Origin of the sequence: Streptococcus jiangnanensis (assembly GCF_040888325.1) — a bacterium.
Classification (GTDB): domain Bacteria; phylum Bacillota; class Bacilli; order Lactobacillales; family Streptococcaceae; genus Streptococcus; species Streptococcus jiangnanensis.
Map to the genome: position 1 here is coordinate 1 of NZ_JBFNFF010000002.1, position 25342 is coordinate 25342.

Annotated in this window: 25 protein-coding genes, 8 tRNA genes and 1 riboswitch; of the genes, 25 read left to right on the forward strand and 8 right to left on the reverse strand. The window is 43.1% G+C overall.

Annotated features, from left to right (window positions below):
• Nucleotides 1–41 precede the first annotated feature (41 nt).
• The 8 genes from AB2B49_RS02695 (at nucleotide 42) to AB2B49_RS02730 (ending at nucleotide 752) form a co-directional block, all read left to right on the forward strand.
• Nucleotides 42–115 (forward strand) — tRNA-Met (locus AB2B49_RS02695).
• Between the two features lie 13 nt (nucleotides 116–128).
• Nucleotides 129–202: transfer RNA gene (locus AB2B49_RS02700), tRNA-Ile, on the forward strand.
• A gap of 11 nt (nucleotides 203–213) precedes the next feature.
• Nucleotides 214–303: transfer RNA gene (locus AB2B49_RS02705), tRNA-Ser, on the forward strand.
• Nucleotides 304–314: 11 nt separating this feature from the next.
• Nucleotides 315–388, forward strand: a tRNA-Met gene (locus tag AB2B49_RS02710).
• A 3-nt stretch (nucleotides 389–391) separates the two neighbouring features.
• Nucleotides 392–464, forward strand: a tRNA-Phe gene (locus AB2B49_RS02715).
• Nucleotides 465–480: 16 nt separating this feature from the next.
• Nucleotides 481–551: transfer RNA gene (locus AB2B49_RS02720), tRNA-Gly, on the forward strand.
• A 33-nt stretch (nucleotides 552–584) separates the two neighbouring features.
• Nucleotides 585–658: transfer RNA gene (locus tag AB2B49_RS02725), tRNA-Ile, on the forward strand.
• Between the two features lie 6 nt (nucleotides 659–664).
• A tRNA-Ser gene (locus AB2B49_RS02730) sits at nucleotides 665–752 on the forward strand.
• A 74-nt stretch (nucleotides 753–826) separates the two neighbouring features.
• Here the strand turns inward: AB2B49_RS02730 and birA are convergent.
• The gene (gene birA / locus AB2B49_RS02735) at nucleotides 827–1762 is read right to left on the reverse strand and encodes a bifunctional biotin--[acetyl-CoA-carboxylase] ligase/biotin operon repressor BirA (RefSeq protein ID WP_049505586.1); all 936 of its coding nucleotides are present in this window, start codon (nucleotides 1760–1762) and stop codon (nucleotides 827–829) included.
• 270 nt (nucleotides 1763–2032) lie between these two features.
• Here birA and AB2B49_RS02740 point away from each other — a divergent pair, with 270 nt between their 5' ends.
• The 7 genes from AB2B49_RS02740 (at nucleotide 2033) to pnuC (ending at nucleotide 9030) form a co-directional block, all read left to right on the forward strand.
• On the forward strand, nucleotides 2033–3226 hold the full coding sequence (locus AB2B49_RS02740) for an O-antigen ligase family protein (RefSeq protein WP_049505666.1): 1194 nt from the start codon (nucleotides 2033–2035) through the stop codon (nucleotides 3224–3226).
• Nucleotides 3227–3369: 143 nt separating this feature from the next.
• A complete protein-coding gene (locus tag AB2B49_RS02745) occupies nucleotides 3370–3813 on the forward strand; it encodes a MarR family winged helix-turn-helix transcriptional regulator (RefSeq protein WP_049505587.1) in 444 nt (147 codons plus the stop codon).
• A 3-nt stretch (nucleotides 3814–3816) separates the two neighbouring features.
• Nucleotides 3817–4581, forward strand: a complete 765-nt coding sequence (locus AB2B49_RS02750) for a nuclear transport factor 2 family protein (protein WP_049505588.1) — start codon at nucleotides 3817–3819, stop codon at nucleotides 4579–4581.
• Between the two features lie 14 nt (nucleotides 4582–4595).
• Nucleotides 4596–5558 (forward strand): zinc-binding dehydrogenase, encoded by a 963-nt coding sequence (locus AB2B49_RS02755; protein ID WP_320691896.1) that lies wholly within the window; start codon nucleotides 4596–4598, stop codon nucleotides 5556–5558.
• Entirely contained in the window at nucleotides 5555–6283 is a 729-nt protein-coding gene (locus tag AB2B49_RS02760; RefSeq protein ID WP_049505590.1) for an ATP-binding cassette domain-containing protein, read from the forward strand. The genes AB2B49_RS02755 and AB2B49_RS02760 overlap by 4 nt, the downstream gene beginning before the upstream one ends.
• The gene (locus tag AB2B49_RS02765; protein WP_049505591.1) at nucleotides 6276–7796 is read left to right on the forward strand and encodes an ABC transporter permease/substrate-binding protein; all 1521 of its coding nucleotides are present in this window, start codon (nucleotides 6276–6278) and stop codon (nucleotides 7794–7796) included. The genes AB2B49_RS02760 and AB2B49_RS02765 overlap by 8 nt, the downstream gene beginning before the upstream one ends.
• A gap of 442 nt (nucleotides 7797–8238) precedes the next feature.
• On the forward strand, nucleotides 8239–9030 hold the full coding sequence (gene pnuC, locus AB2B49_RS02770; RefSeq protein ID WP_049505592.1) for a nicotinamide riboside transporter PnuC: 792 nt from the start codon (nucleotides 8239–8241) through the stop codon (nucleotides 9028–9030).
• Between the two features lie 35 nt (nucleotides 9031–9065).
• Here pnuC and AB2B49_RS02775 read toward each other — a convergent pair whose 3' ends face one another.
• Together AB2B49_RS02775 and AB2B49_RS02780 are read right to left on the reverse strand one after the other, a co-directional pair.
• Nucleotides 9066–9398: a hypothetical protein gene (locus AB2B49_RS02775; protein ID WP_049505593.1), complete on the reverse strand. Its 333-nt coding sequence runs from the start codon at nucleotides 9396–9398 to the stop codon at nucleotides 9066–9068.
• Nucleotides 9399–9424: 26 nt separating this feature from the next.
• Nucleotides 9425–9979: a TetR/AcrR family transcriptional regulator gene (locus AB2B49_RS02780; protein WP_049505594.1), complete on the reverse strand. Its 555-nt coding sequence runs from the start codon at nucleotides 9977–9979 to the stop codon at nucleotides 9425–9427.
• Nucleotides 9980–10111: 132 nt separating this feature from the next.
• Between AB2B49_RS02780 and AB2B49_RS02785 the strand changes: the two genes are divergently transcribed.
• The gene (locus tag AB2B49_RS02785; protein WP_049505595.1) at nucleotides 10112–11002 is read left to right on the forward strand and encodes a cation diffusion facilitator family transporter; all 891 of its coding nucleotides are present in this window, start codon (nucleotides 10112–10114) and stop codon (nucleotides 11000–11002) included.
• Nucleotides 11003–11035: 33 nt separating this feature from the next.
• Here AB2B49_RS02785 and galR read toward each other — a convergent pair whose 3' ends face one another.
• Complete coding sequence (galR, locus tag AB2B49_RS02790) at nucleotides 11036–12040, reverse strand: DNA-binding transcriptional regulator GalR (RefSeq protein ID WP_049505596.1); 1005 nt, start codon at nucleotides 12038–12040, stop codon at nucleotides 11036–11038.
• 164 nt (nucleotides 12041–12204) lie between these two features.
• Here galR and AB2B49_RS02795 point away from each other — a divergent pair, with 164 nt between their 5' ends.
• The 4 genes from AB2B49_RS02795 (at nucleotide 12205) to AB2B49_RS02810 (ending at nucleotide 16012) form a co-directional block, all read left to right on the forward strand.
• A complete protein-coding gene (locus AB2B49_RS02795) occupies nucleotides 12205–13383 on the forward strand; it encodes a galactokinase (RefSeq protein ID WP_049505597.1) in 1179 nt (392 codons plus the stop codon).
• Nucleotides 13384–13394: 11 nt separating this feature from the next.
• Nucleotides 13395–14054: an HAD family hydrolase gene (locus AB2B49_RS02800; protein ID WP_000340244.1), complete on the forward strand. Its 660-nt coding sequence runs from the start codon at nucleotides 13395–13397 to the stop codon at nucleotides 14052–14054.
• Nucleotides 14051–15538 (forward strand): UDP-glucose--hexose-1-phosphate uridylyltransferase, encoded by a 1488-nt coding sequence (locus tag AB2B49_RS02805; protein ID WP_049505598.1) that lies wholly within the window; start codon nucleotides 14051–14053, stop codon nucleotides 15536–15538. Before AB2B49_RS02800 ends, AB2B49_RS02805 begins: the two co-directional genes overlap by 4 nt.
• Before the next feature lie 69 nt (nucleotides 15539–15607).
• The gene (locus AB2B49_RS02810) at nucleotides 15608–16012 is read left to right on the forward strand and encodes a PaaI family thioesterase (RefSeq protein WP_049505599.1); all 405 of its coding nucleotides are present in this window, start codon (nucleotides 15608–15610) and stop codon (nucleotides 16010–16012) included.
• Nucleotides 16013–16044: 32 nt separating this feature from the next.
• Here the strand turns inward: AB2B49_RS02810 and AB2B49_RS02815 are convergent, their stop codons facing one another.
• From AB2B49_RS02815 to AB2B49_RS02830, 4 genes are all read right to left on the reverse strand, one after another.
• Entirely contained in the window at nucleotides 16045–17307 is a 1263-nt protein-coding gene (locus AB2B49_RS02815; RefSeq protein ID WP_049505600.1) for a nucleobase:cation symporter-2 family protein, read from the reverse strand.
• A complete protein-coding gene (locus tag AB2B49_RS02820) occupies nucleotides 17307–17888 on the reverse strand; it encodes a xanthine phosphoribosyltransferase (protein ID WP_049505601.1) in 582 nt (193 codons plus the stop codon). The genes AB2B49_RS02815 and AB2B49_RS02820 overlap by 1 nt, the downstream gene beginning before the upstream one ends.
• A 360-nt stretch (nucleotides 17889–18248) precedes the next feature.
• A riboswitch (purine riboswitch) is annotated at nucleotides 18249–18344 on the reverse strand.
• Nucleotides 18345–18477: 133 nt separating this feature from the next.
• Nucleotides 18478–18864 carry a bleomycin resistance protein gene (locus AB2B49_RS02825; protein WP_049505602.1) on the reverse strand — a complete coding sequence of 129 codons (387 nt, stop codon included), beginning with the start codon at nucleotides 18862–18864 and terminating at the stop codon, nucleotides 18478–18480.
• Nucleotides 18865–18875: 11 nt separating this feature from the next.
• Entirely contained in the window at nucleotides 18876–19703 is an 828-nt protein-coding gene (locus AB2B49_RS02830; RefSeq protein ID WP_049505603.1) for an exodeoxyribonuclease III, read from the reverse strand.
• A 133-nt stretch (nucleotides 19704–19836) separates the two neighbouring features.
• Here AB2B49_RS02830 and AB2B49_RS02835 point away from each other — a divergent pair, with 133 nt between their 5' ends.
• The 5 genes from AB2B49_RS02835 (at nucleotide 19837) to AB2B49_RS02855 (ending at nucleotide 25332) form a co-directional block, all read left to right on the forward strand.
• The gene (locus AB2B49_RS02835; RefSeq protein WP_000675336.1) at nucleotides 19837–20292 is read left to right on the forward strand and encodes a DUF3290 family protein; all 456 of its coding nucleotides are present in this window, start codon (nucleotides 19837–19839) and stop codon (nucleotides 20290–20292) included.
• On the forward strand, nucleotides 20289–20924 hold the full coding sequence (locus tag AB2B49_RS02840; RefSeq protein WP_320691897.1) for a DUF421 domain-containing protein: 636 nt from the start codon (nucleotides 20289–20291) through the stop codon (nucleotides 20922–20924). The genes AB2B49_RS02835 and AB2B49_RS02840 overlap by 4 nt, the downstream gene beginning before the upstream one ends.
• Before the next feature lie 54 nt (nucleotides 20925–20978).
• Nucleotides 20979–22724 (forward strand): ABC transporter ATP-binding protein, encoded by a 1746-nt coding sequence (locus AB2B49_RS02845; RefSeq protein ID WP_320691898.1) that lies wholly within the window; start codon nucleotides 20979–20981, stop codon nucleotides 22722–22724.
• Nucleotides 22714–24456 (forward strand): ABC transporter ATP-binding protein, encoded by a 1743-nt coding sequence (locus AB2B49_RS02850; protein WP_320691899.1) that lies wholly within the window; start codon nucleotides 22714–22716, stop codon nucleotides 24454–24456. Before AB2B49_RS02845 ends, AB2B49_RS02850 begins: the two co-directional genes overlap by 11 nt.
• Before the next feature lie 183 nt (nucleotides 24457–24639).
• Complete coding sequence (locus AB2B49_RS02855) at nucleotides 24640–25332, forward strand: sugar transferase (protein ID WP_065371359.1); 693 nt, start codon at nucleotides 24640–24642, stop codon at nucleotides 25330–25332.
• The last annotated feature ends 10 nt before the right edge of the window (nucleotides 25333–25342 follow it).

Consider the following 25342-nt stretch of genomic DNA (forward strand, 5'->3'; position numbering starts at 1 on the left):
ACCAAGGTGTCGCAGGTTCGAATCCTGTCTTCCCGATTCATGGCGGTGTAGCTCAGCTGGCTAGAGCGTCCGGTTCATACCCGGGAGGTCGGGGGTTCGATCCCCTTCGCCGCTATATTGATCTTGTTGGACCTTTAGCTCAGCTGGTTAGAGCTCTCGGCTCATAACCGAGTGGTCGTAGGTTCAAGTCCTACAAGGTCCATTGTAAATAATGGAGGATTACCCAAGTCCGGCTGAAGGGAACGGGCTTGAAAACCGTCAGGCGTGTAAAAGCGTGCGTGGGTTCGAATCCCACATCCTCCTTTTTATATTCACGCTGGATGGAGCAGATCGGTAGCTCGTCGGGCTCATAACCCGAAGGTAGTAGGTTCAAATCCTGCTCCCGCAATTTGGCTCGGTAGCTCAGTTGGTAGAGCAATGGATTGAAGCTCCATGTGTCGGCGGTTCGATTCCGTCTCGCGCCATATATTGTTTTATTAAGCGGGTGTAGTTTAGTGGTAAAACTACAGCCTTCCAAGCTGTTGTCGCGAGTTCGATTCTCGTCACCCGCTTTGAACGAAAGTTCATACCAAGTTTTTGAACTTGGGCGCGTAGCTCAGGTGGTTAGAGCGCACGCCTGATAAGCGTGAGGTCGGTGGTTCGAGTCCACTCGTGCCCATTAATAGGAGAATTACTCAAGAGGCTGAAGAGGACGGTTTGCTAAATCGTTAGGTCGGGTAACCGGCGCGGGGGTTCGAATCCCCCATTCTCCGTACGATAAGAGCTGCTAGGCTCTTTTTTTGTATGTAAATCTCCCTTCTAAATCGTTAAAAGGGGGATTTGTTTATTACCAATTTGTTAGTGATATTTCTCCGCTATTTAGCCAGATAGTATGTTTATCTTCAAGTTCGACTTGAAGTTGGCCGGATTCTGAGATTTCTTTTGCAAGACCTTTTTTCAATTTTCCATCTAGCTGGAAGGTAACTTCTTTTCCAAGAACGATTGATCTTTCTTTATAGATATAAAGTAGTTCATCTGAATCCGTATTGTAGAAACAATTCCATATTTCGCTGATGAGCTGATTACGACTAATTGGTGCAGGTGGCATAAATAGGCTGCCTGCTTTTTCTTTTAGGTCTTCTGGGAAGTCTGTTATAGAAAAATTTATACCTAGTCCGATAATGACGTCTGTAACCAAGCCTGTCTCAACTGATGTCATCGCTTCAGTGAGGATACCTGCTATTTTTTTATTCTTAAAGTAGATGTCATTTACCCATTTGATATCTACTTCTATCATAGTTAGATTTTTAATGGCTTTGTAGACCGCAGCAGCTACAAGGAGAGTATAGGATGGGAGTTTTTCATAGGGAAGATTGGGTTGAATATGCAGGGACGTATAGATTCCACCCTGAGATGGAGAATAGTAGGGGCGCTGAAAGCGGCCACGACCTGCTGTTTGACAGGTTGAAAGATAGAGTGTATTTCCTTTGTTTCCAACTTCAATCCCTTCTTTTGCATCTGTTTGGGTTGATTTTGTCTCAGGTTTGTAGCGAATGGTTAAGTTGGTGTTCTCTTGAATCAATTCAGGCAATATCAAATCGCCTTGAATAAGTTTGTAGCCTCTATTTTTGATACTGTCAATTTCTAGGCCTTCATGTTGAAGACGTTGGATCGCTTTCCATATAGATGTACGGCTTAAATTCAGTTCTTCTCCGATTTTTTCTCCGCTAACATAATCGTTTTCTCTAGCTAATATTTGGTAGACTAGTTGGTGTGATTTCATTGATTTTCCTTTATACAGATTTGTTCTATAGTGATTTTTATAGCTTTCTTTTATTCTACCACAGCTTTCTTTAATTTAGGGAAATGAATAGTTGTAGGGGAGCAATAATTGCTTTGTAAAATTTCTCTCCTTAAAAATTTTTCTAAATATTCACTGATATTTTCTTTTTGGTAGCGTGTTCATTGTTCCCAAATGACGGAAAAAATGGTAGAATATAAAGATAGTTTAGCATTTATCTTCTGGAGAAATCCAGAACAGAAAGGATCCGTTTTGAAATCAATTGGATTACTGGATAAGATAAGAGGGCTTTCGAAAAAAGATTTCTTTTTGTATTTGATGATCATAAGTATCTTTTTACCTTTTTATTTGTTCTTAGCGCTTTTTGCTTTATATTTGATAGGTTTACTTGTTACTGGGGAGATGAAGGGAATTATCAAAGGATTGGCCAAACATCCTGTACTTCTCTTTTTTATTGCCTACAGTAGTATCATCTCTATCGTCGCCAAGAACTGGCTTGGATTGGTTGCATCTTTACTGATGTTTCTCTTCCTCATTTTCTTTAGTTTTTACCAGAAACGTCTGACACATGCTTTCTTTCGAATGATACTGCAGACAATCTTGTTTGGTAGTGTGCTCTCTGCGGCTTTCGCTACCTTGGAGCATTTCCAAATTGTAAAGAAATTTAACTATGCCTTTCTTTCGCCTAATATGCAAGTATGGCACCAGAACCGTGCAGAGGTCACCTTCTTTAATCCTAACTACTATGGGATCATTTGTTGCTTCTGTATCATGATTGCCTTTTACCTCTTTACAACGACGAAGTTAAGATGGTTGAAAGTCTTTTGTGTGCTAGCAGGTTTTGTGAATCTATTTGGTTTGAATTTTACGCAAAACAGAACAGCCTTTCCTGCCATCATCGCTGGTGCCATCATTTATCTCTTTACAACCATTAAAAACTGGCGTGCCTTCTGGCTCAGTATTGGTGTTTTCGGGATTGGCCTTTGTTTCCTCTTCTCAAGCGATTTGGGTGTCCGTATGGGAACGCTAGATTCTTCAATGGAGGAGCGTGTTTCAATCTGGAATGCGGGTATGACTTTGTTCAAGCAAAATCCGATTTGGGGTGAGGGTCCACTGACCTATATGAATTCTTTCCCGAGAATCCATGCACCTTATCATGAACACGCGCATAGTCTTTATATCGATACTATTTTAAGTTATGGTTTGATTGGAACCATTCTCCTATCCATTTCATCGGTAATCCCGGTTCACATGATGATGGATATGAGTCAGGAGTCTGGCAAACGACCAATTATCGGTCTTTATCTCTCCTTCCTTACAGTAGTTGCTGTACATGGAATTTTTGACTTGGCTCTCTTTTGGATTCAGTCAGGATTCATCTTCTTGCTAGTTATGTGCAGTCTACCACTGGAACATCGAACACTGGTGTCTGAAATGACAGATTAAGTTACTCAAGAACGAAGATCTTCTACTTTAGGTAGGAGGTCTTTTTTGTTGGTGAAAATTATTTCTAAATCGAAATAGTTGACAGATGGAACGAGAGGTGTTACAATAAAAATAATTCGATATAGAAACAAATTGGAGGTGTTATGAAAGATAGTCATTTGGTAGCCCATCATATTCGTTTGTTGAATGGGCGGATTTTTCAAAAGTTACTGAGTCAGGATCCTGAGGCTCTTTATCGGAGTGAACAGGGCAAGATTTTAGCGGTTTTATGGAATAGTGAGACAGGTTGTGCTACGGCCACAGATATTGCGCTTGCGACTGGTCTCGCCAACAATACGCTAACAACCATGCTAAAGAAACTTGAGGAGCAAAACCTGGTCATTATTAGTCCATGTGGAATAGATAAGAGAAAGAAATATGTCAAGTTGACAGAGCAGGGTTGGTCCCAGAAAGAAGTGGGCCATCGCATCAGTCAAAAGTTGGATGCTATTTTTTATAAAGGCTTCTCAGAGGAAGAAATTCGCCAGTTTGAAAGTTATCAAGAACGCATTTTGGACAATCTGAAAGAGAAAGCAAATGAGGAATAAATCATGTCAAAACAAGTTGAAAATGCACAAAATCTATATATTCATGCCATTCAAGATGGGCGTGTTGCCGAGGCTCAAGCTCAGTCAGTAGGGGATACCTACATTCAACACTCGACAGGTGTGCCAGATGGGAAAGAAGGGTTTGCGGCTTTCTTTGCAAATTTCTTTGAGCGCCATCCCGAGCGTGAGATGAAGATTGTTCGCACTATTGAAGACGGCAATCTAGTCTTCGTCCATGTTCATCAATATCTCAATGGTGGGGAAGCTCAATGGGTGACGACAGATACTTTCCGTGCGGATGAGAATGGTCGTATCGTGGAGCATTGGGATGTTATTGACTACTATCGAACACCTGAAAATGACCAATTAGACCAGGTTTTTGGAGATTTTGAGATCAATGATCTGGATAAGACAGCAGAAAATAAAAAGTTGGTTCGCCGTTTCTTGACAGAAATTTTCCAAAATGGGGAACTGGAGCAGTGGAGTGATTATGTGGCGGACGATTTGATTCAGCATAATCATGAGATTGGACAAGGAAGTGATGCTTATAAAAACTATGTGGCTGAGCACGGGGTTACTTTCGACTTTGTTTTCCAGCTTTTGGGACAAGGAAATTATGTGGTTAGCTATGGCCAGACTCAGATTGACGGAGTTGCCTATGCCCAGTACGATATCTTCCGTTTGGAGAATGGCTTGATTGTGGAGCATTGGGATAATAAGGAAGTTATGCCTAAGGTAGAAGACTTGACCAACCGAGGGAAGTTTTAAAAGGAGATACTAAGATGAAAGCTGTGCTTGTCAAGGAAGCTGGGGGACCAGAAGTTCTGCAGGTTGTGGAAGTTCCAAAACCGACTGTTAAAGAAGGTTGGACCTTGGTCAAGGTGCAAGGATTTGGAATCAACCATAGCGAGATTTTTACTCGTCAAGGACTATCACCGTCCGTTCAATTCCCACGGATTTTAGGAATTGAATGTGTGGGACTTGTAGAGGAGACCAATCGTCCCGATTTGCAGGTCGGGCAGCAAGTCATCTCCATAATGGGAGAAATGGGGCGCGCTTTTGATGGTGGTTATGCTGAGTATGTTTTGCTACCAGATGAACAGGTTTATCCTGTGAGGACAGGGCTTGCTTTGGAAAGTTTAATCGCTCTGCCTGAAACCTACTATACAGCATTTGGCTCTTATTTCAATCTCAAGATTGAAGAGGGAAACCGAGTTCTGGTTCGAGCAGCGACGAGTGGTGTTGGGCTTGCTTTTGCAAAACTTCTCAAGGGGCAATTTCCAAATGTCTATCTAGCGGGAAGTAGCCGTAGTCTGAGCAAGGAAATGCAATTAAAAGAGGCAGGATTTGACCAGGTGATTTTGGACAAGGACGGTGTCTTGCAAACGGAAGAGCAGTTTGACAAGGTCTTGGATCTTGTCGGTCCGAGTGCTATTTTTGATACATTTGCTCGGACGGCAGATGGTGGTATCATCTGTTCTTTTGGCTTGCTGGGCGGTCAATGGACTATTCCAGACTTTGACCCGATCGAAATGCTTTATCGTAATCTCTACTTAACAACCTTTGCTTCTGGTAATGTGTCTCAAAGCAAGCTTCAAGCTTTGGTGGACTTTGTAGAGCGTTATCAGGTAGATGTACGACCTGAAAAAGTATTTTCTATTGAACAAATCCAGGATGCACATGCTTATCTGGAAAGTAGCCAATTTTTTGGCAAGGTTATCGTAAAAATTGAGGACAAAGAATGATTGAATATAAAAATGTAGCGCTACGCTACACAGAAAAAGATGTTTTGAGAGATGTCAATTTACGGATTGAGAATGGGGAATTTATGGTTTTAGTTGGACCTTCTGGGTCCGGTAAGACGACCATGATTAAGATCATTAACCGTCTTTTGGAACCCACTGATGGAAATATTTATATGGATAACAAGCGCATCAAAGACTATGATGAGCGTGAGCTTCGCCTTTCTACTGGTTATGTTTTACAGGCTATTGCTCTGTTCCCCAATCTAACGGTTGCGGAAAATATTGCCCTCATTCCTGAGATGAAGGGTTGGAGCAAGGAAGAGATTGCTCAGAAAACAGAAGAGCTCTTGGAAAAAGTTGGCTTGCCAGTAGCTGACTATGGTCATCGTCTTCCTAGTGAACTGTCTGGTGGGGAGCAACAACGGGTCGGTATTGTCCGTGCCATGATTGGTCAGCCTAAGATTCTCCTCATGGATGAACCTTTTTCAGCCTTGGATGCTATTTCGAGAAAACAGCTACAGGTTCTGACGAAAGAATTGCATAAGGAGTTTGGGATGACAACGATTTTTGTGACCCATGATACGGATGAAGCTTTGAAATTAGCGGACCGTATTGCTGTCTTGCAGGATGGAGAGATTCGTCAGGTGGCGAATCCTGAGATGATTTTAAAGGCTCCTGCAACAGACTTTGTAGCAGACTTGTTTGGAGGTAGTGTTCATGACTAATTTGATATCAACTTTTCAGGATCGTTTTGGTGATTGGGTAACAGCTCTATCTCAACATTTGCAGTTGTCACTTTTAACCTTGTTACTAGCTATTTTTATCGCGATTCCCTTGGCTGTTTATCTTCGTTATCATGAAAAGATGGCGGACTGGGTCTTGCAGATTGCAGGGATTTTCCAGACCATTCCGTCTCTGGCCTTGTTAGGACTCTTTATTCCCTTGATGGGAATTGGAACCTTGCCTGCTTTGACAGCACTAGTGATTTATGCGATTTTCCCGATTTTGCAAAATACCATCACGGGGTTAAAGGGAATTGATCCAAGTCTGCAAGAGGCTGGGATTGCCTTTGGGATGACCAGATGGGAGCGTCTCAAGAAATTTGAAATTCCACTTGCCATGCCTGTCATAATGTCTGGGATTCGGACGGCAGCGGTCTTGATTATCGGTACGGCGACCTTGGCAGCCTTGATTGGGGCTGGCGGACTGGGTTCCTTTATCCTTTTGGGAATTGACCGTAATAATACTAGTCTGATTTTGATTGGGGCCCTTTCTTCTGCAGTGCTTGCTATTGCCTTTAACTTCCTACTAAAAGTGATGGAAAAAGCAAAATTGCGGACGATTTTCTCTGGTTTTGCCTTGGTGACCATATTGCTCGGTCTGTCTTATAGTCCAGCCCTCTTGGCTCAAAAAGAGAAAGAAAACTTGGTGATTGCTGGGAAATTGGGGCCTGAACCAGAAATCTTGGCCAATATGTATAAGTTGCTGATTGAAGAAAATACCAGTATGACTGCGACTGTTAAGCCGAATTTTGGGAAAACAAGCTTCCTCTATGAAGCTCTGAAAAAAGGGGATATTGATATCTATCCTGAATTTACTGGTACGGTGACTGAAAGTTTGCTTCAGCCATCACCTAAAGTGGGTCATGAGCCAGATCAGGTTTATCAGGTGGCGCGTGATGGCATTGCCAAACAGGATCATCTAGCCTATCTCAAACCTATGTCTTATCAAAATACCTACGCTGTAGCTGTTCCGAAAAAAATTGCTCAAGAATATGGCTTGAAGACCATTTCGGACTTGAAAAAAGTGGAAGGACAGTTGAAGGCAGGCTTTACACTCGAATTTAATGACCGTGAAGATGGCAATAAGGGATTGCAATCAATGTATGGTCTCAATCTCAACGTAGCGACCATGGAGCCAGCCCTTCGCTATCAGGCAATTCAGTCAGGCGATATTCAAATCACAGATGCCTATTCGACAGATGCAGAGTTGGCGCGTTATGATTTGCAGGTCTTGGAAGATGACAAGCAACTCTTCCCGCCTTATCAAGGGGCACCACTTATGAAAGAAGCTCTTCTCAAGAAACATCCTGAGTTGGAGACAGTTCTCAATAAATTGGCTGGTAAAATCACGGAAAGCCAGATGAGCCAGCTCAACTACCAAGTCGGTGTTGAAGGCAAGTCAGCAGAACAAGTAGCCAAAGAATTTCTACAAGAACAAGGTTTGTTGAAGAAATAGCTTGAAAATGCTAAACTCAACTTGGTTATACGCCTATACAGAAGAATGCTCAGACAATGTCGTCTGGGCTTTTTTGGTATAAGAGTTACTAGATGTCATTTAAAATGGAAAATAATACTCAATGAAAATCAAAGAGCAAACTAGGAAGCTAGCCGCAGGTTGTACTTGAGTACGGTAAGGCGACGCTGACGTAGTTTGAATTTAATTTTCGAAGACTATAAGAGAAAATTTTCAGGAATTTCCAAGATTTTACTGTAAATACACTTGACTATTCAGATAATAGGTGTATAATGTGTTGTGAACTACTTAACAAATAAGGATTTCCAGCTCATGTCGACTAAGGATGGAATTCTTGTGTATAGACAGTTCAGTAGATATATAATAGAGCGTTGCGTCCGAAAGTCTATCCAGACACGGCTCTTTAAAAACAAAAGGAGAAAATATGACGACTTATTTGCAAACAAAACTCAAGAACATCAAAATTACTCTTGGTGAGATGTCTGGCGGTTACCGCCGTATGGTTGCTGCTATGGCTGATTTGGGATTTTCAGGAACCATGAAGGCTATCTGGAATGACCTCTTTGCCAATCGTAGTTTTGCTCAGTGGCTTTACCTGCTGGTTTTAGGAAGTTTTCCAATCTGGCTGGAGTTGATTTATGAACACCGCATTGTTGACTGGGTTGGGATGATTTGTAGTCTAACTGGTATTATCTGTGTCATCTTTGTATCGGAAGGTCGAGCAAGTAATTACCTTTTTGGCTTGATTAACTCTGTCATTTACCTTATCTTGGCTTTGCAGAAAGGCTTTTATGGTGAGGTGCTAACGACACTTTACTTTACGGCCATGCAGCCAATTGGACTTCTAGTTTGGATCTACCAGGCACAGTTCAAGAAAGAAAAGCAGGAGTTTGTCGCGCGTGAACTGGATGGCAAGGGTTGGACCAAGTATCTTTCCATTAGTGTTCTTTGGTGGTTGGTATTTGGGTTCATTTATCAGTCTATCGGAGCCAATCGTCCTTATCGTGATTCCATCACCGATGCGACCAATGGGGTTGGGCAAATCCTCATGACAGCTGTTTACCGTGAACAATGGATATTCTGGGCAGCTACCAATGTCTTTTCAATCTATCTCTGGTGGGGAGAAAGCCTGCAAATCCAAGGGAAATACCTGATTTACTTGATCAATAGTCTAGTTGGGTGGTATCAGTGGAGCAAGGCCGCAAAGAGTGTTTAAAAAGTAAAAAAGGATCAGATGATCCTTTTTTTGTGTTAGAGCAAAATGAGTAACACTGTAATAACGATAGCGCTCGTTATACGAATGATGTGGTGCGATATATGTTGACTTTCTGTCTGTTGGCCGTTCCAGTAGGCTCCATAGCAGACAATACTCGCACCCACAATCCATAGAAGAATGGTTGCAACTGGAACGAAGTAAAAGATGGCTAGAGCCAGAGAAGTGAGGCAACTGCCGACCAAGATGCACTTATTTCCTAGACTGTAGTTCTTTTGTTTCATAGCTGAAAAAGCAGCAGCAAGGTGAAGCAATGAGAAGGCGAGAGCTAGTACAATTGTTAGTATTCCTAGAATCATCGAAGTTAACATAGTTGGTTCCTTTCTGATTTACAGGCTTAGTTATCAAGTGGAGTTGTAGAGTTTATCTCAATTACATCAAGGTAAAATCTCACCACTTGGTCTTCGGTATAGGATTTTCCTTTTTTTAGCCACCAAGTTAGGGTCTCAATAAAGTTCGTCACAACAAAATGCTGGAGGTAGGAGTCCGGAATGTTTGGATAGGCCTCTTGCAAGTCATCCGCCACCATGGGATAAACGTGGTGTTCGAGTTCCTTGTGTAGTTGGCGGAGGAAGTAGTCGTTTTTGGAAAAAAGGAGACTGGTGACATGGTCCTGGTTTTTCTGAAAATGTAAAAAGATATGTGCGAGGTAGTCCTCGGTAGTCAAGTGTTCTTCCCTTTCAAAGAGATGGTGAAAGAGGTAGCGACAGAGCTCATCTAAAAGGAGTTCCTTACTTTCGTAATGACAGTAAAAAGTAGAACGTCCAATATCTGCTAGGTCAATGATATCCTGAACAGTAGTGGCATCATAGCCTTTGTCGTTCAAAAGTTGTAAAAAAGCTTGATAGATGGCTTTTTTCGTCTTACTGACTCGACGGTCTCTTTTTTGCATATAGACACTTGAGACAAACTGTTCAGAACTGAACAGGACTGACAGTTTGCTTCTATCCTTTCTTTGGATTTTATTAGATAATACAAATGAAAGAAGTATGTATATACCCATTATACCAAAGGAGGGAGAGAAATGAGTTCTAAAACATCTATCTGGTTAGCTTTTTTCTTAAATTTAAGCTATGCGATTGTTGAGTTTATCGCAGGAGGAATCTTTGGTTCGAGTGCAGTTCTTGCTGATTCTGTTCATGACCTGGGGGATGCTATAGCCATTGGTATATCAGCCCTTCTAGAAACAATTTCAAACCGTGAAGAAGATAGACAGTACACCTTGGGTTACAAACGTTTTAGCCTTTTAGGGGCCATGCTAACGGCTGTGATTCTTATGATAGGGTCTGTCCTAGTGATCTTGGAAAATGTCACAAAGATCGTTCACCCGCAACCCGTTAATGAAAATGGTATCCTCTGGCTGGGAATCATTGCAGTAGTTATCAATGTACTAGCAAGTCTGGTAGTTCGTAAAGGAAAGACAAAGAATGAGTCAATTCTTAGCTTGCATTTTTTGGAAGATACTCTTGGTTGGTTGGCTGTCATTCTAATGGCGATTATTCTTCGATTTACGGACTGGTATATCCTCGATCCGCTTTTATCGCTTATTATTTCCATCTTTATTCTGTCGAAAGCCATTCCTCGCTTTTGGAGCGCACTAAAAATTTTCCTAGATGCTGTGCCAGAAGGGGTCGAGACCAGTGATTTGGAGAAGGATTTAGAGGCTCTACCCAATGTCAAAAGTGTCAATCAACTTAGCATTTGGTCCATGGACGGTCTAGAGAACAATGCTGTTGTCCATATTTGTATTAAGGACTGGGAACAGATGATGGAGACCAAAGAAGTGGTGCGTCAATTTTTAGAAGAAAGAGGCGTGCAGAATATCACTATTGAAGTAGATAGCAGTCAAAGCAATCATGTGCAACATAGACGGAGGGAGAGAGAGTTAGAGCAGAAACATGGGCATCATCATTAGAAAAACGACCTCGCTAGAGGTCGTTTTGTTATCCTATTCACTCCTCGTACTTTCCCTCAATGTCAGTCTGGTGCCCAGCATGGTTAGGCTAGGGATTTTGCGACCGTGGAGAACTTCCTTATTAAGAATATCCATACCGGCTCGGCCCATTTCTTCGGTATAGACAGTGATACTGGAGAGGGGAGGATAGACCTGCTTGGTCAGGCTAGTGTCGTTAAAAGAAATGAGACTGACACGGTCTGGTAGGCTGATTCCAGCTTCTTGAAGGGCACGGAGGGCACCGATGGCTAAACTATCGCTGGCTGCGAAAAATGCTGGAGGGAGCTGATCCCCCAACTTGTGAATAGCCTCCTTCATCAAGTCATAGCCTGACTGGGCAGTAAAGCTACCTTGAAAGACCAGTTTGTCATTGTAGATACCTTTTGATAGAGAATAGTTTTTAAAATGTTCGAGACGTTTATCCTGAATGATTTCTTCTTGGTCGGTTGTTTCTTCAAGTCCGGTGAGAATCCCGATACGATCCAGCCCTTGGTTGAGGAAGTGATCGACAACTTGTTTTACAGCAGTGTAAAAGTCAGTAATAATACAGGTATGACCTAGTGAGAGGGTATCGCTGTCTATAAAGACTAAAGGTTTTTGGTATTCTTCAAAGGCAGCAATCTGAGCTCGGCTGAACTTTCCGATGCAGAGAATGCCAATCACTTCCTCGCTCAGTGTAAAAGGATGGTCATTAAAATAGCGCAAGATGTCATAGTCCAACTCTTGGGCTCTTTTTTCAATACCTAGACGAATCTGATAATAGTAGAGGTCGTCCAACTCCCCTTGTTCGCTGACCCATTGGATAATGGCAATCTTTTGCTTGGGCTTGTGGGATTCGCCTGTCTTGAGATGCTTGGTGTAGCCCAGCTCTTCAGCGACAGTTAAAATACGGTGTCTGGTTTCTTCTGTAACAGATAGACTCTGGTCGCGATTGAGGACACGAGATACGGTCGCGATAGAGACAGAGGCTAGCTGTGCGATATCTTTTAAGGTAGCCATAAATCCTCCTCCTTTTAGGTTAGTATATCATATTTTTCTGCTTTTTACTGATAGTTTAGTAAAAGTTTAGTAAAAAGGATTGACCTTGGTAAATTCCTTGGATACAATAGAAGAAAACGATTACACGTTAAGGTGACTTAACGGACAGTCAAAGGAGAATTTATATGACACAAGATCTTACTGCTCAAGCCCTTCGCAAAGACTTTCTTGCCGTTTTTGGTCAAGAAGCAGACCAAACCTTCTTTTCACCTGGCCGCATCAATTTAATTGGTGAACACACGGACTACAATGGCGGTCACGTTTTTCCTGCTGCGATTTCCTTGGGAACTTATGGGGCGGCTCGAAAACGTGACGACCAAGTTTTGCGTTTCTACTCAGCCAACTTTGAGGACAAGGGTATCATCGAAGTGCCTCTTGCTGACCTCAAATTTGAAAAAGAGCACAGCTGGACCAACTATCCAAAAGGGGTTCTTCATTTCTTGCAAGAAGCTGGACACGTGATTGACAAAGGGTTTGATTTTTATGTTTATGGGAATATCCCAAATGGAGCTGGCTTGTCATCATCAGCATCTTTGGAACTCTTGACTGGTGTTGTGGCAGAGCATCTCTTTGATTTAAAACTAGATCGTTTGGATTTGGTTAAAATCGGAAAACAAACAGAAAACAACTTTATCGGAGTAAACTCTGGTATCATGGACCAGTTTGCCATCGGTATGGGTGCTGACCAACGTGCCATTTACCTAGATACCAATACGTTAGAATACGACTTGGTGCCGCTTGATTTGAAGGACAATGTCGTTGTTATCATGAACACCAACAAACGTCGTGAATTGGCAGATTCTAAATACAATGAACGCCGTGCTGAGTGTGAAAAAGCTGTGGAAGAATTGCAAGTTGCCTTGGATATTCAGACCTTGGGTGAATTGGATGAGTGGGCCTTTGACCAATACAGCTATCTGATTAAAGATGAAAATCGCTTAAAACGTGCTCGCCATGCTGTGCTTGAAAACCAACGTACTCTTAAAGCTCAAGCAGCACTTCAAGCAGGTGATTTGGAAACATTTGGTCGCTTGATGAATGCGTCACACGTTTCTCTAGAACATGACTATGAAGTGACTGGCTTGGAATTGGATACCCTTGTTCACACAGCTTGGGCCCAAGAAGGTGTTCTTGGTGCTCGTATGACAGGGGCAGGATTTGGCGGATGTGCCATTGCCTTGGTTCAAAAAGACGCTGTTGAGGCCTTTAAGGAAGCTGTAGGCAAGCACTACGAGGAAGTCGTTGGATATGCTCCAAGCTTCTATATCGCTGAAGTTGCAGGTGGCACTCGCGTTTTAGACTAGGAGAGAAGTAAATGGACGCTGTAATATTTGATTTAGATGGCTTATTAGCTGATACTGAGATCATTTCTCTAAAAGTTTATCAAGAATTGCTTAAAGATTTTGGAATTCCTTTCACAGAAGAAACATATTCTAGAGAATACAGTGGACATAGGGAAGAGGAGAATGTTCAACGATTTTTAGATACCTATGATTTACCTTGGAACTTTGACCAAACCTTGGAAAAAGTTTATGAACTGGAAGCTCGAATATTAGCCAAAGGTGTAAATTTAAAAAAAGGTGCTAAAAATTTGCTTGCTTTTTTGCAAAGAGAAGGTATTCCAATCGCTTTAGCAACTTCAAGTGTTGAATCTAGAGCTAGAATGATTTTGGATAGCAATGGTATACTGTCCTTATTTGACCATCTAGTTTTTGCAAAAGATGTAAAGAGAAGCAAACCTTACCCTGATATATTTTTAAAGGCCTGTAGTGATTTGAATGTTTTACCAGAGAATTGCTTAGTATTAGAGGATAGTGAAGCAGGGATTGAAGCAGCGTATAGAGCTGGGATACCAGTTATTTGTATTCCAGACTTGAAAATGCCAGCACAGTCTTTCTTAAATAAAACAGAACAAGTTTTTCAGGATTTAGATGCTGTCAGAGACTATTTAGAAAGTAAGAAGGAGAATCAATGAGTCAAGGAGTTCTAGATGCATTTATCACGGAAGTTATTGCTGAAAGTGCTTTTGAGGAAATGGATCGAATCTACCTAACCAATCGTGTCTTGGCACGAGTGGGAGATGGTGTTTTGGAGGTTGAGACGGATCTGGATAAATTGATTGACCTCAAGGACCAGTTGGTTGAGGAGGCGGTTCGATTAGAGACGATTGAGGATAGTCAGACTGCGCGTGAAATCCTCGGTGCTGAATTGATGGACTTGGTGACACCTTGTCCAAGTCAGGTCAATCGTGACTTTTGGAAAACCTATGCCCAATCTCCCGAGCAGGCAATTGCGGACTTCTACCAACTTAGCCAGAAAAATGACTACATCAAGCTCAAGGCCATTGCTAAGAATATTGCTTATCGTGTACCATCTGACTACGGAGAACTTGAGATTACCATCAATCTGTCTAAACCTGAAAAGGATCCAAAAGAGATTGCGGCAGCTAAGTTGGTTCAAGCTAGCAATTACCCACAGTGTCAACTCTGTCTAGAGAACGAAGGCTACCATGGTCGGGTTAACCACCCAGCTCGCAGCAATCACCGCATTATCCGTTTCGAAATGGCGGGCCAGGAGTGGGGCTTCCAGTATTCGCCCTATGCTTATTTTAATGAGCACTGTATTTTCTTAGATGGTCAGCATCGTCCCATGGCTATTAGTCGTCAGAGTTTTGAGCGTCTGCTGGCTATCGTAGAGCAGTTTCCGGGCTATTTTGCGGGCTCTAATGCCGACCTGCCAATCGTGGGAGGCTCTATTCTGACTCATGATCACTATCAGGGAGGCCGACATGTTTTCCCTATGGAATTAGCTCCTTTACAAAAGACTTTCTGTTTTGCTGGTTTTGAGCAGGTCAAGGCTGGGATTGTCAAGTGGCCTATGTCAGTGCTACGTTTGACCTCGGATTCAAAAGAGTATTTGATCAACTTGGCTGACAAGATTTTGCAAGAATGGCGCCAGTATTCAGATCCTGCAGTGCAGATTTTAGCAGGGACAGACGGGACACCGCATCACACCATTACACCCATTGCCCGTAAACGAGATGGTCAGTTTGAATTGGACTTGGTCTTGCGGGATAATCAGACATCGCCAGAGCATCCTGATGGTATCTATCATCCCCACAAGGATGTTCAACATATCAAGAAGGAAAATATCGGCTTGATTGAGGTCATGGGCTTGGCTATCTTACCACCTCGTCTGAAAGCGGAAGTGGAGCAGGTTGCTAGCTACCTCGTGGGAGATGATGATATAGTTGCCGACTATCATCAGGAATGGGCAGACCAGCTCAAAGCCCAACATCCGGATCTAGCAGATAAAGAAAAAGCCCTTGAAATCGTCAAGGACTCTGTGGGCACTATTTTTGCGCGTGTTTTGGAGGACGCAGGGGTTTACAAGCAGACTGAGCAGGGACAGGTAGCCTTTATGCGCTTTGTAGAACAGGTCGGAATTTTGCCAGACTAGGAGCTTTCTCCTTGCGCAGTCCTATAAAAAGTAGTATCATAGTGTCGTTTGAACTATCAGGAGGAAACGATGAAAGATTTTCATTTTGACGCTATATCTGCCTTTGAAAATTACGAAATTGAACAAATGAGAGATGGTCAGGTTGTAGTGACGACCAAAGTGGTGGACTCGTCACTCAACTACTATGGCAATGCCCATGGTGGCTATCTCTTCACCCTTTGTGACCAGATTAGTGGTTTGGTGGTTATCTCGCTAGGGCTTGATGGAGTGACGCTCCAGTCCTCTATCAACTACCTTAAGGCAGGAAAACTCGACGATGTGCTGACCATTAAAGGAGAATGTGTCCATCAAGGTCGCACAACCTGTGTCGTGGATGTCGATATCACCAATCAAGAAGGCAGAAATGTCTGCAAGGCAACCTTTACCATGTTTGTGACAGGCCAGCGGTCAGAAGACAGACAGGTGAGGATATAAATAAACAAAAAAGAGGCTCACACCTCTTTTTCTTATTTCTTTTTCCGGTTTAATACTGCATTGAGGACAATGGCCAGTAGGCTGGCTACGACGATTCCGTTTGAGAAGAACATTTGGAAGGCTGTCGGCATGCTGACAAAGAGATTACTATTGTTGAGTCCGACACCTGCAGCGATGGAGACAGCTGCAATAAGGAAGTTGTGTTCATTGTTAGCAAAATCAACGCGAGCGAGGATTTGCATCCCTTGAAGGGAAACAAAACCAAACATCACCAGCATGGCCCCTCCAAGAACAGGGCTCGGAATGATTTGGGCGAGGGCGCCAAACTTAGGAAGGAGTCCAAGGAGGACTAGGAAACCAGCTGCGTAGTAGATTGGTAGACGGGTTTTGATACCTGATAATTTAACCAAACCAACGTTTTGTGAAAATCCTGTGTAAGGGAAGGTGTTAAAAATTCCTCCGAGAAGTACGGCCAGACCTTCTGCACGATAACCGTTGCGCAGGCGCGTGCTGTCGATTGGGTCATTGGTGATATCAGACAAGGCTAGGTAAACACCAGTGGACTCAACCATAGAAACCGTTGCGATGATACACATCATGACAATAGATGAGATTTCAAAGGTTGGCATTCCAAAGTAGAGTGGAGTTGGGACATGAACAAGCGGTGCTGCAGCCACAGGAGAGAAGTCAACCAAGCCCATAGTGGCAGCAATGGCAGTTCCGACAACCAGTCCAATCAAAATGGAGATAGACTTGATAAATCCTTTGGTAAAGATGTTGATCAAGAGGATAATCAGAACAGTGATAGCAGCAAGCAAGAGACTTTGACCAGTTGGTTCTGGGACGTTATTTCCCATATTTCCAATAGCGACAGGAATCAGGGTCAATCCAATCGTGGTAATGACAGAGCCTGTTACGATAGAAGGGAAAAGATTAGCTACTTTTGAAAAAATTCCTGAAATCAGAACTACATAAATCCCTGAAACGATAAGGGCACCAAACATAGCACCGCTACCGTGACTTTGCCCAATCATAATCAAGGGAGCGACGGATTGGAAGGCAACTCCGAGAACGACTGGTAGTCCAATCCCAAAGTATTTGTTGAGTTGGAGTTGGAGGAAGGTGGCCACCCCACACATGAAGATATCTGTGGAGATCAGGTAGGTCAACTGCTCAGCTGAATAGCCAAGAGCTGTCGCAATCATGATAGGAACCAGGATAGAACCTGAGTACATGGCTAGTAAGTGTTGCAAGCCAAGAACGGCTGCTTGTGAATGTTTTTCTTGTTGTTGCATTAGAGATCTGCCTCCTTAAATACGACCTGACCATTTTCGAAACGATCCAAGCGAGCCAGTGATAGGACTGGATACCCTGCTTTTTCAAGCAAATCACGACCATCTTGGAAAGATTTTTCAATCACGATACCTATCGCTTCAACTTTTGCTCCGGCTTGTTCGATGATTTGGATCAAGCCTTTGGCAGCTTGTCCATTAGCAAGGAAATCGTCAATAATCACGACCTTGTCCTCTGGTGAGAGGAATTTTCCAGCGATGGAAACGGTGCTGGTCACCTGCTTGGTAAAGGAGTAGACTTGGGCGGTTAATATGCCTTCGTTCATGGTGATGTTTTTAGCTTTCTTGGCGAAAATCATGGGAACATTCAAAGCTTCAGCTGTAAAAACAGCTGGGGGAATGCCTGAAGCTTCAATGGTCACGACCTTGGTAATGCCAGCAGAAGCGAATTTTTCCGCGAATACCTTACCAATCTCTCGCATCAAGCTAAAGTCAACTTGGTGAGTTAAAAAGGAATCCACCTTGAGGATGTTGTCCCCCAAGATATGACCATCCTTGAGGATGCGCTCTTCTAATAATTTCATAAGACCTCCTAAAGTCTAAAAGCCAGTTTACTTGTTGGTTAAATATTTCTATAGTGAACCAGTTTGCTAGTACTATATATTTGATAAAACTAGTACGAGCGAAGCGAGTTTTATCAAATATTTCCCGCCGTAGTGGTATCATAGACAATAATCTTGTTATTGTCTATGACGGGATTTTTGAGACTTTTGGCTCAAAAATTAGGGATGAAATTCCGAAGGAAGTTGCTCCCGTCCGCACTAATTAAGGGAAATATTAAAAATATTTAGTTTACACTTAAAGGCGTGCTTTAACAAAAATATTCAAAAAGGACCTACTTAATCCCCTAAGTAAGTCCCCAAAATAGGTATGGCCAAAACCATACCTTCAGCTGACATACTCATTGTTAGGTGTTCCGGCACCTTGTAGAAACGTCGTGCCAATTCACGACATAAACAAGTAAAATGATATTCAATTTTAAATAGGCTGTTGCCAATGTTTTTATTTTACACCAATTAGCTTTATAAATCAAATATTTTGTTAGCAAATAGACCATAAAAGCGAACGAATAAAAGGCTGCAATGCTAGATAGTATTGTAGCCTTCGATTATTCTATTCACTAAATCTTAAGAAATAGCCATCTGGATCCAAGACTGCAAATTCGTGAGGATAGATGTAGTGATCCCCAACACGAAATGTTCTCTTAGTCAAAGGACGATAAATAGGATAGTTGGCTTCCAGCAGTTTTTGGTGGAGCTGAGGGACATCTTCAATGCCAAAGGAAATATTGACACCGCGCCCGAAAGGATAGGTTAGTTGGGCTAATTCTTCTGTGCTGCCTTCTTCTAGCATAAGTTGGCAGTCTTCAAGCGAGAGGAAGAGAAATTTATCCTCTGGACGCTCGTATTCGACAGAAAATCCCAGCAAGTCGCAGTAGAAGTGGCATGACTTTTCGAGGTCAGATACTACAAATTCAGGAATGACAGCTTGATAGTCCATTAGTTTTCTCCTTAGAGCTCAATCTCCATGACAATGGGCGTATGGTCTTGACGCGCACCCGAGTCAATCATGTCAGACTTGGTCACCTTGTCAGCCACGCGGTTGCTAGTGAGCCAGTAGTCGATTCTCCAGCCTGTATTGTTGATTTTAGAAGTCTTACTGCGTTGCGCCCACCAAGTGTAACGTTCTGGCACATCACCGTGAAGATGGCGGAAGGTGTCGGTAAATCCAGTTGCCAAGAGGTTGGTAAATCCAGCACGCTCCTCGTCTGTAAAACCAGGTGAACGGCGGTTGCTGGCAGGGTTTGCAAGGTCGATTTCCTTGTGGGCTACGTTGTAGTCACCCGTCGCAAGGACCGGTTTTTCTTTGTCTAACTCAGCTAGATACTCAGCATATTTCACATCCCAGACTTGACGGTCATCCAAGCGTTTGAGTCCATCGCCAGCATTAGGTGTATAGACCTGAGTGACGAAGAAGTCGTCAAATTCCAGCGTAATAATGCGGCCTTCCAAATCCATGGTAGAAGGAGCCCCGATTTCTGGGAAGCTAATCGTTGGTGTGAGTTCTTTCTTATAGAGGAACATAGTTCCAGCGTAGCCTTTGCGAGCAGGTTCTTGAGAGGAACGCCAAGTGTTTTCATAACCTGGGAAGAGTTCTTCAAGTACTTCTAGGTGTTTTTTTGTAGGCCCTTTTGCAGAAAGCTTGGTTTCCTGGATAGCAATAATATCGGCATTTTCAGCTACCAAAGTTTGGAGAACTTCCTGTGACAGTTTGGCACGAGCTGAGTCGCTCGTTAGGGCTGCATTGAGGGAATCAATATTCCATGAGATGAGTTTCATAAAGTTACCTTTTTCATTCAGATTATAGATTTTATTATACCAAAAAAAGGTCCATTTCCCCAACGTATGGCTTGAAAAATCACTCTCTTTCGTTTATAATTAAGAATGATTTTATGAAAGGGAGTGAAAATAAATGAAATTTTACTCATATGACTATGTACTTAGCCAAATCAGTCAGCAAAATGGCATCATGATTGGCTTTGGAATTGTTCTCCTAGCTATCACAGGATTTTTTGCTTTTAAAGCCTATCGAGATAAAAAGGGGACCAAATTTCGTGAGTTGGTCATGATTTCAGCTTTGACCTTATTAGCTCTCTTTTTGGTCAGCATCACAACTTATCAAAACAATCAAGTATCTAATAATAAATTTCAAGCTTCACTTCATTTCATCGAGCTTGTTTCCAAAGAATTGGGAGTAGACAAGTCAGAGGTCTATGTCAATACTTCTGCGGACACGGATGGCGCACTTATCAAGGTGGGAGATCGCTATTATCGTGCCTTGAACGGAAGTGAGCCATACAAGTACCTGCTAGAGAAAGTCGAATTGTATAAAACAGATGCAATTGAACTGGTGGAGGTGAACAAATGACACTCAATTATATCGAAATTTTAATCAAACTAGCCTTGGGTCTCTTTTCTCTGGTTTTTGTAATCAATGTGACAGGAAAGGGTAACCTAGCGCCTAACTCAGCGATAGACCAAATTCAGAACTATGTACTCGGGGGTATCATCGGTGGGGTGATTTACAATAGTGCCATCAGTATCCTTCAGTATGCAGTTATCCTGATTATGTGGACCATTCTGGTCTTGACTCTCAAATGGCTGAACAATAATGTTTACTTTGTGAAACGTTTGATTGATGGGAAGCCAACTCTGCTCATCAAAAATGGGAAGATTGATCCAGAAGCCTGCCGTTCGGTTGGTTTATCAGCAGCGGACGTAGCACTTAAGCTCCGTAGCCAAGGCATTTTCCAAATGAAACAGGTCAAACGAGCTGTGCAGGAGCAAAATGGCCAACTCATCGTGGTCCAAATGGGAGATGAAAATCCTAAGTATCCAGTTGTGACTGACGGTGTGATTCAAGTTGATGTTTTGGAATCGATTGGTCGTAGCGAAGAGTGGTTGCTTGATAACCTCAACAAGCAAGGACATGACAATGTAGCCAATATCTTTATCGCTGAGTATGACAAGGGTGCCGTCACAGTCGTAACCTATGAATAAGAAAAACCTGGGGTCTTGGCCTCAGGTTTCAATTTGCAATCAGAAAGGGATTTTATGTCCATTATTCAAAAACTTTGGTGGTTTTTCAAGTTAGAAAAACGCCGTTATCTAGTCGGAATTGTGGCCCTGGTCTTGGTTTCCGTCCTCAATCTCATCCCTCCCATGGTTATGGGGCGAGTCATTGATGCCATCACTTCGGGACGATTAAGCCAGCAGGACCTGCTTTTGAACCTCCTTTATCTGCTTCTTGCAGCTTTGGGTATGTACTATCTGCGCTATGTTTGGCGCATGTATATCCTTGGGACTTCCTACCGTCTGGGGCAGATTATGCGGTCTCGCTTGTTTGAGCATTTTACCAAGATGTCGCCAGCCTTTTATCAGACCTATCGGACGGGGGACTTGATGGCGCACGCAACCAACGATATCAATGCTCTAACGCGTCTCGCAGGTGGTGGGGTCATGTCTGCGGTGGATGCCTCTATCACGGCTCTGGTGACTTTGCTGACCATGCTCTTTAGCATTTCCTGGCAGATGACTCTAGTTGCCATTTTGCCCCTGCCTTTCATGGCTTATGCGACCAGTCGTCTAGGGAGAAAGACCCACAAGGCCTTTGGCGAGTCACAGGCAGCCTTTTCTGAACTCAATAATAAGGTACAGGAGTCCGTATCAGGTATCAAAGTGACCAAGTCTTTCGGTTATCAAGCGAACGAGCTGGAGTCTTTTCAGGAAGTTAATGAATTGACCTTCCAAAAGAACCTGCAAACCATGAAATACGATAGTCTCTTTGACCCCATGGTTCTCTTGTTTGTTGGTTCCTCCTATGTGTTAACCCTTTTGGTCGGCTCTTTAATGGTTCAGAAAGGGCAGATCACGGTTGGAAATCTGGTTACCTTTATCAGCTACTTAGATATGCTAGTTTGGCCTCTTATGGCTATCGGTTTCCTCTTTAATATTACTCAGCGAGGGAAGGTTTCTTACCAACGGATTGAGGATCTTTTATCTCAGGAATCACCTGTAAAAGACCCTGAGTTTCCTCTGGATAGTATTGAAAATGGACGTTTGGAGTACGCCATTGACAGCTTTGCCTTTGAAAATGAGGAGACACTGACGGATGTTCACTTTAGTCTGGAAAAAGGGCAAACCCTAGGCTTAGTCGGGCAGACAGGCTCTGGGAAAACGTCCTTGATTAAACTTCTCTTGCGTGAATACGATGTGGATAAGGGAGCTATTTATCTAAACGGTCACGATATTCGGGATTATCGTCTGACAGACCTTCGTGGTCTCATGGGATATGTCCCTCAGGACCAGTTCCTCTTTGCGACCTCTATCTTAGACAATATCCGCTTCGGCAATCCTAATTTGCCCCTTTCAGCGGTCGAGGAAGCGACTAAACTAGCTCAAGTTTACCAAGATATTGTAGACATGCCTCAAGGATTTGATACGTTGATCGGTGAAAAAGGAGTTAGTCTATCAGGTGGTCAAAAGCAACGTCTGGCTATGAGTCGGGCGATGATTTTAGACCCTGACATCTTGATTTTAGATGATTCCTTGTCTGCCGTGGATGCCAAGACAGAGTATGCGATTATTGACAATCTCAAGGAGACGCGAAAGGACAAGACAACCATTATTACGGCTCATCGCCTCAGTGCAGTCGTCCATGCAGATCTAATCTTGGTTCTGCAAAATGGTCAAATTATCGAACGGGGCAGGCACGATGACTTGCTAGCCCTGGATGGCTGGTATGCCCAAACTTACCAGTCTCAGCAGTTGGAAATGAAAGGAGAAGAAGATGCAGAATAAGAAAGAACAATGGGCTGTATTGAAGCGCTTGATGTCCTATCTCAAGCCCTATGGCCTCCTGACCTTTTTGGCACTCAGTTTTCTCCTCGCGACGACGGTCATTAAAAGTGTCATTCCCCTTGTAGCTTCCCACTTTATCGACCAGTACCTCAGCAATCTAAACCATCTTGCTATTACAGTTTTATTGGCCTACTATGGCCTCTATATCCTGCAAACTCTGGTCCAGTATGTCGGCAATCTTCTCTTTGCGCGGGTGTCCTACAGTATTGTCAGAGATATTCGTCACGATGCCTTTGCCAATATGGAGAAACTGGGCATGTCTTATTTTGACAAGACGCCAGCAGGTTCCATCGTCTCTCGTTTGACCAATGATACCGAGACCATCAGTGATATGTTTTCAGGGATTTTATCCAGCTTTATTTCAGCAGTTTTCATCTTTCTGACAACTCTGTATACCATGTTGGTGCTGGATTTTCGTTTGACAGCTTTAGTCTTGCTCTTTCTACCCTTGATTTTTCTGTTGGTCAATCTCTACCGGAAAAAGTCAGTGAAAATCATCGAGAAAACCAGAAGTCTCTTGTCAGATATCAATAGTAAGCTGGCAGAGAATATCGAGGGGATCAGGATTATCCAGGCCTTTAATCAAGAGAAGCGCCTGCAGGCAGAATTTGATGAAATCAACCAAGAACACTTGGTCTATGCCAACCGTTCTGTAGCCTTGGATGCCCTCTTTTTGCGCCCTGCCATGAGTTTGCTGAAACTCCTAGGCTACGCCGTTTTGATGGCCTACTTTGGTTACCGTGGTCTTTCTATCGGAATAACGGCCGGAACCATGTATGCCTTTATCCAGTATATCAACCGCCTTTTTGATCCCCTAATTGAGGTGACGCAAAACTTTTCAATCCTTCAAACGTCCATGGTATCTGCAGGCCGTGTCTTTGCCTTGATTGACGAGACGACCTATGAGCCTCTTCAAGAAGATGGGCAAGCCAAAGTCCAAGAAGGCAATATTCGTTTTGAACATGTGTGTTTCTCTTATGATGGCAAACATCCGATTCTGGATGACATTTCCTTTTCAGTTAAGAAGGGTGAAACCATTGCCTTTGTAGGTCATACAGGTTCCGGGAAATCTTCCATTATCAATGTCCTCATGCGCTTTTATGAATTTCAGTCAGGCCGCGTTCTCTTGGATGATGTGGATATCCGAAACTACAGTCAGGAAGAACTGAGAAAAAACATCGGTTTGGTCTTACAGGATCCCTTCCTCTATCACGGGACTATCAAGTCCAATATCGCCATGTACCAAGACATTAGTGATGAAGAGGTCCAGGCTGCGGCTGCCTTTGTGGATGCAGATTCCTTTATTCAGGACCTTCCGCAGGGTTATGATGCCCCTGTTTCCGAGCGTGGTTCGAGCTTTTCTACTGGCCAACGCCAGCTTCTTGCCTTTGCTAGAACTGTCGCCAGTCAGCCTAAAATCCTGATTTTGGATGAAGCGACAGCCAATATTGACTCTGAAACAGAAAGTTTGGTTCAAGATTCCCTAGCCAAGATGAGACAGGGGCGGACAACCATTGCTATTGCTCATCGTCTTTCGACCATCCAGGACGCCAACTGTATTTATGTCTTGGATAAGGGGCGCATCATCGAGAGTGGAACCCATGAGGAACTCTTGGCCTTGGGAGGAACCTATCATAAGATGTATAGCTTGCAGGCTGGGGCCATGTCCTAATACTCTTTGGAAATCTCTTCAAACCATGTCAGCTTTATCTGCAACCTCAAAGCTGCACTATGATTTTCATTGAGCACCAGAAGGAAATTCTTCAAATCACAGATTTCTTGCACCGCCTTTTCTATTTTGTGGTATAATGAAAAATGTTGACAAATAGTATAATAAAAACAAAGGAGAAACAGCATGCTGAAATGGGAAGACTTGCCCGTGGAAATGCAATCAAGCGAGGTTGAGTCCTACTACCAGCTTGTCTCTAAAAGGAAGGGGTCGCTGATTTTCAAGCGTTGCCTGGATTGGGTTCTGGCCCTGTTTTTGCTACTTTTGACTTCTCCCATCTTTCTTATCTTGAGCATTTGGATCAAGTTGGATAGCAAGGGGCCTGTCATTTACAAGCAAGAGCGCGTGACCCAGTACAACCGTTCGTTCAAGATTTGGAAGTTCCGTACTATGGTAACGGATGCGGATAAAAAAGGAAGTCTGGTGACTTCTGCTAACGATAGCCGTATTACCAAAGTGGGAAATTTCATCCGCCGTGTGCGCTTGGACGAACTGCCTCAGTTGGTCAATGTCCTTAAAGGTGAGATGTCCTTTGTTGGAACAAGACCTGAGGTGCCACGTTACACCGAGCAGTACAGTCCTGAAATGATGGCGACCTTGCTCTTGCCAGCAGGAATCACCTCTCCAGCCAGCATCAACTACAAGGATGAGGACACGATCATCAGTCAAATGACGGAGAAAGGTCTGACGGTTGACCAAGCCTATGTCGAGCATGTTCTTCCTGAAAAGATGCGCTATAATCTCGCCTATCTCCGAGAGTTTAGTTTCCTTGGAGACATCAAAATCATGTTTCAAACCGTGTTTGAAGTGCTAAAATAAAGTAGTCATG

Bases quoted from the DNA above. Each gene is read 5' to 3' on its own strand.
- birA (WP_049505586.1), bottom strand. From the start codon at position 1,762: ATGAAATCACACCAACTAGTCTACCAAATATTAGCTAGAGAAAACGAT.
- AB2B49_RS02745 (WP_049505587.1), top strand. From the start codon at position 3,370: ATGAAAGATAGTCATTTGGTAGCCCATCATATTCGTTTGTTGAATGGG.
- AB2B49_RS02750 (WP_049505588.1), top strand. From the start codon at position 3,817: ATGTCAAAACAAGTTGAAAATGCACAAAATCTATATATTCATGCCATT.
- AB2B49_RS02755 (WP_320691896.1), top strand. From the start codon at position 4,596: ATGAAAGCTGTGCTTGTCAAGGAAGCTGGGGGACCAGAAGTTCTGCAG.
- AB2B49_RS02760 (WP_049505590.1), top strand. From the start codon at position 5,555: ATGATTGAATATAAAAATGTAGCGCTACGCTACACAGAAAAAGATGTT.
- AB2B49_RS02765 (WP_049505591.1), top strand. From the start codon at position 6,276: ATGACTAATTTGATATCAACTTTTCAGGATCGTTTTGGTGATTGGGTA.
- pnuC (WP_049505592.1), top strand. From the start codon at position 8,239: ATGACGACTTATTTGCAAACAAAACTCAAGAACATCAAAATTACTCTT.
- AB2B49_RS02775 (WP_049505593.1), bottom strand. From the start codon at position 9,398: ATGTTAACTTCGATGATTCTAGGAATACTAACAATTGTACTAGCTCTC.
- AB2B49_RS02780 (WP_049505594.1), bottom strand. From the start codon at position 9,979: ATGCAAAAAAGAGACCGTCGAGTCAGTAAGACGAAAAAAGCCATCTAT.
- AB2B49_RS02785 (WP_049505595.1), top strand. From the start codon at position 10,112: ATGAGTTCTAAAACATCTATCTGGTTAGCTTTTTTCTTAAATTTAAGC.
- galR (WP_049505596.1), bottom strand. From the start codon at position 12,040: ATGGCTACCTTAAAAGATATCGCACAGCTAGCCTCTGTCTCTATCGCG.
- AB2B49_RS02795 (WP_049505597.1), top strand. From the start codon at position 12,205: ATGACACAAGATCTTACTGCTCAAGCCCTTCGCAAAGACTTTCTTGCC.
- AB2B49_RS02800 (WP_000340244.1), top strand. From the start codon at position 13,395: ATGGACGCTGTAATATTTGATTTAGATGGCTTATTAGCTGATACTGAG.
- AB2B49_RS02805 (WP_049505598.1), top strand. From the start codon at position 14,051: ATGAGTCAAGGAGTTCTAGATGCATTTATCACGGAAGTTATTGCTGAA.
- AB2B49_RS02810 (WP_049505599.1), top strand. From the start codon at position 15,608: ATGAAAGATTTTCATTTTGACGCTATATCTGCCTTTGAAAATTACGAA.
- AB2B49_RS02815 (WP_049505600.1), bottom strand. From the start codon at position 17,307: ATGCAACAACAAGAAAAACATTCACAAGCAGCCGTTCTTGGCTTGCAA.
- AB2B49_RS02820 (WP_049505601.1), bottom strand. From the start codon at position 17,888: ATGAAATTATTAGAAGAGCGCATCCTCAAGGATGGTCATATCTTGGGG.
- AB2B49_RS02825 (WP_049505602.1), bottom strand. From the start codon at position 18,864: ATGGACTATCAAGCTGTCATTCCTGAATTTGTAGTATCTGACCTCGAA.
- AB2B49_RS02830 (WP_049505603.1), bottom strand. From the start codon at position 19,703: ATGAAACTCATCTCATGGAATATTGATTCCCTCAATGCAGCCCTAACG.
- AB2B49_RS02835 (WP_000675336.1), top strand. From the start codon at position 19,837: ATGAAATTTTACTCATATGACTATGTACTTAGCCAAATCAGTCAGCAA.
- AB2B49_RS02840 (WP_320691897.1), top strand. From the start codon at position 20,289: ATGACACTCAATTATATCGAAATTTTAATCAAACTAGCCTTGGGTCTC.
- AB2B49_RS02845 (WP_320691898.1), top strand. From the start codon at position 20,979: ATGTCCATTATTCAAAAACTTTGGTGGTTTTTCAAGTTAGAAAAACGC.
- AB2B49_RS02850 (WP_320691899.1), top strand. From the start codon at position 22,714: ATGCAGAATAAGAAAGAACAATGGGCTGTATTGAAGCGCTTGATGTCC.
- AB2B49_RS02855 (WP_065371359.1), top strand. From the start codon at position 24,640: ATGCTGAAATGGGAAGACTTGCCCGTGGAAATGCAATCAAGCGAGGTT.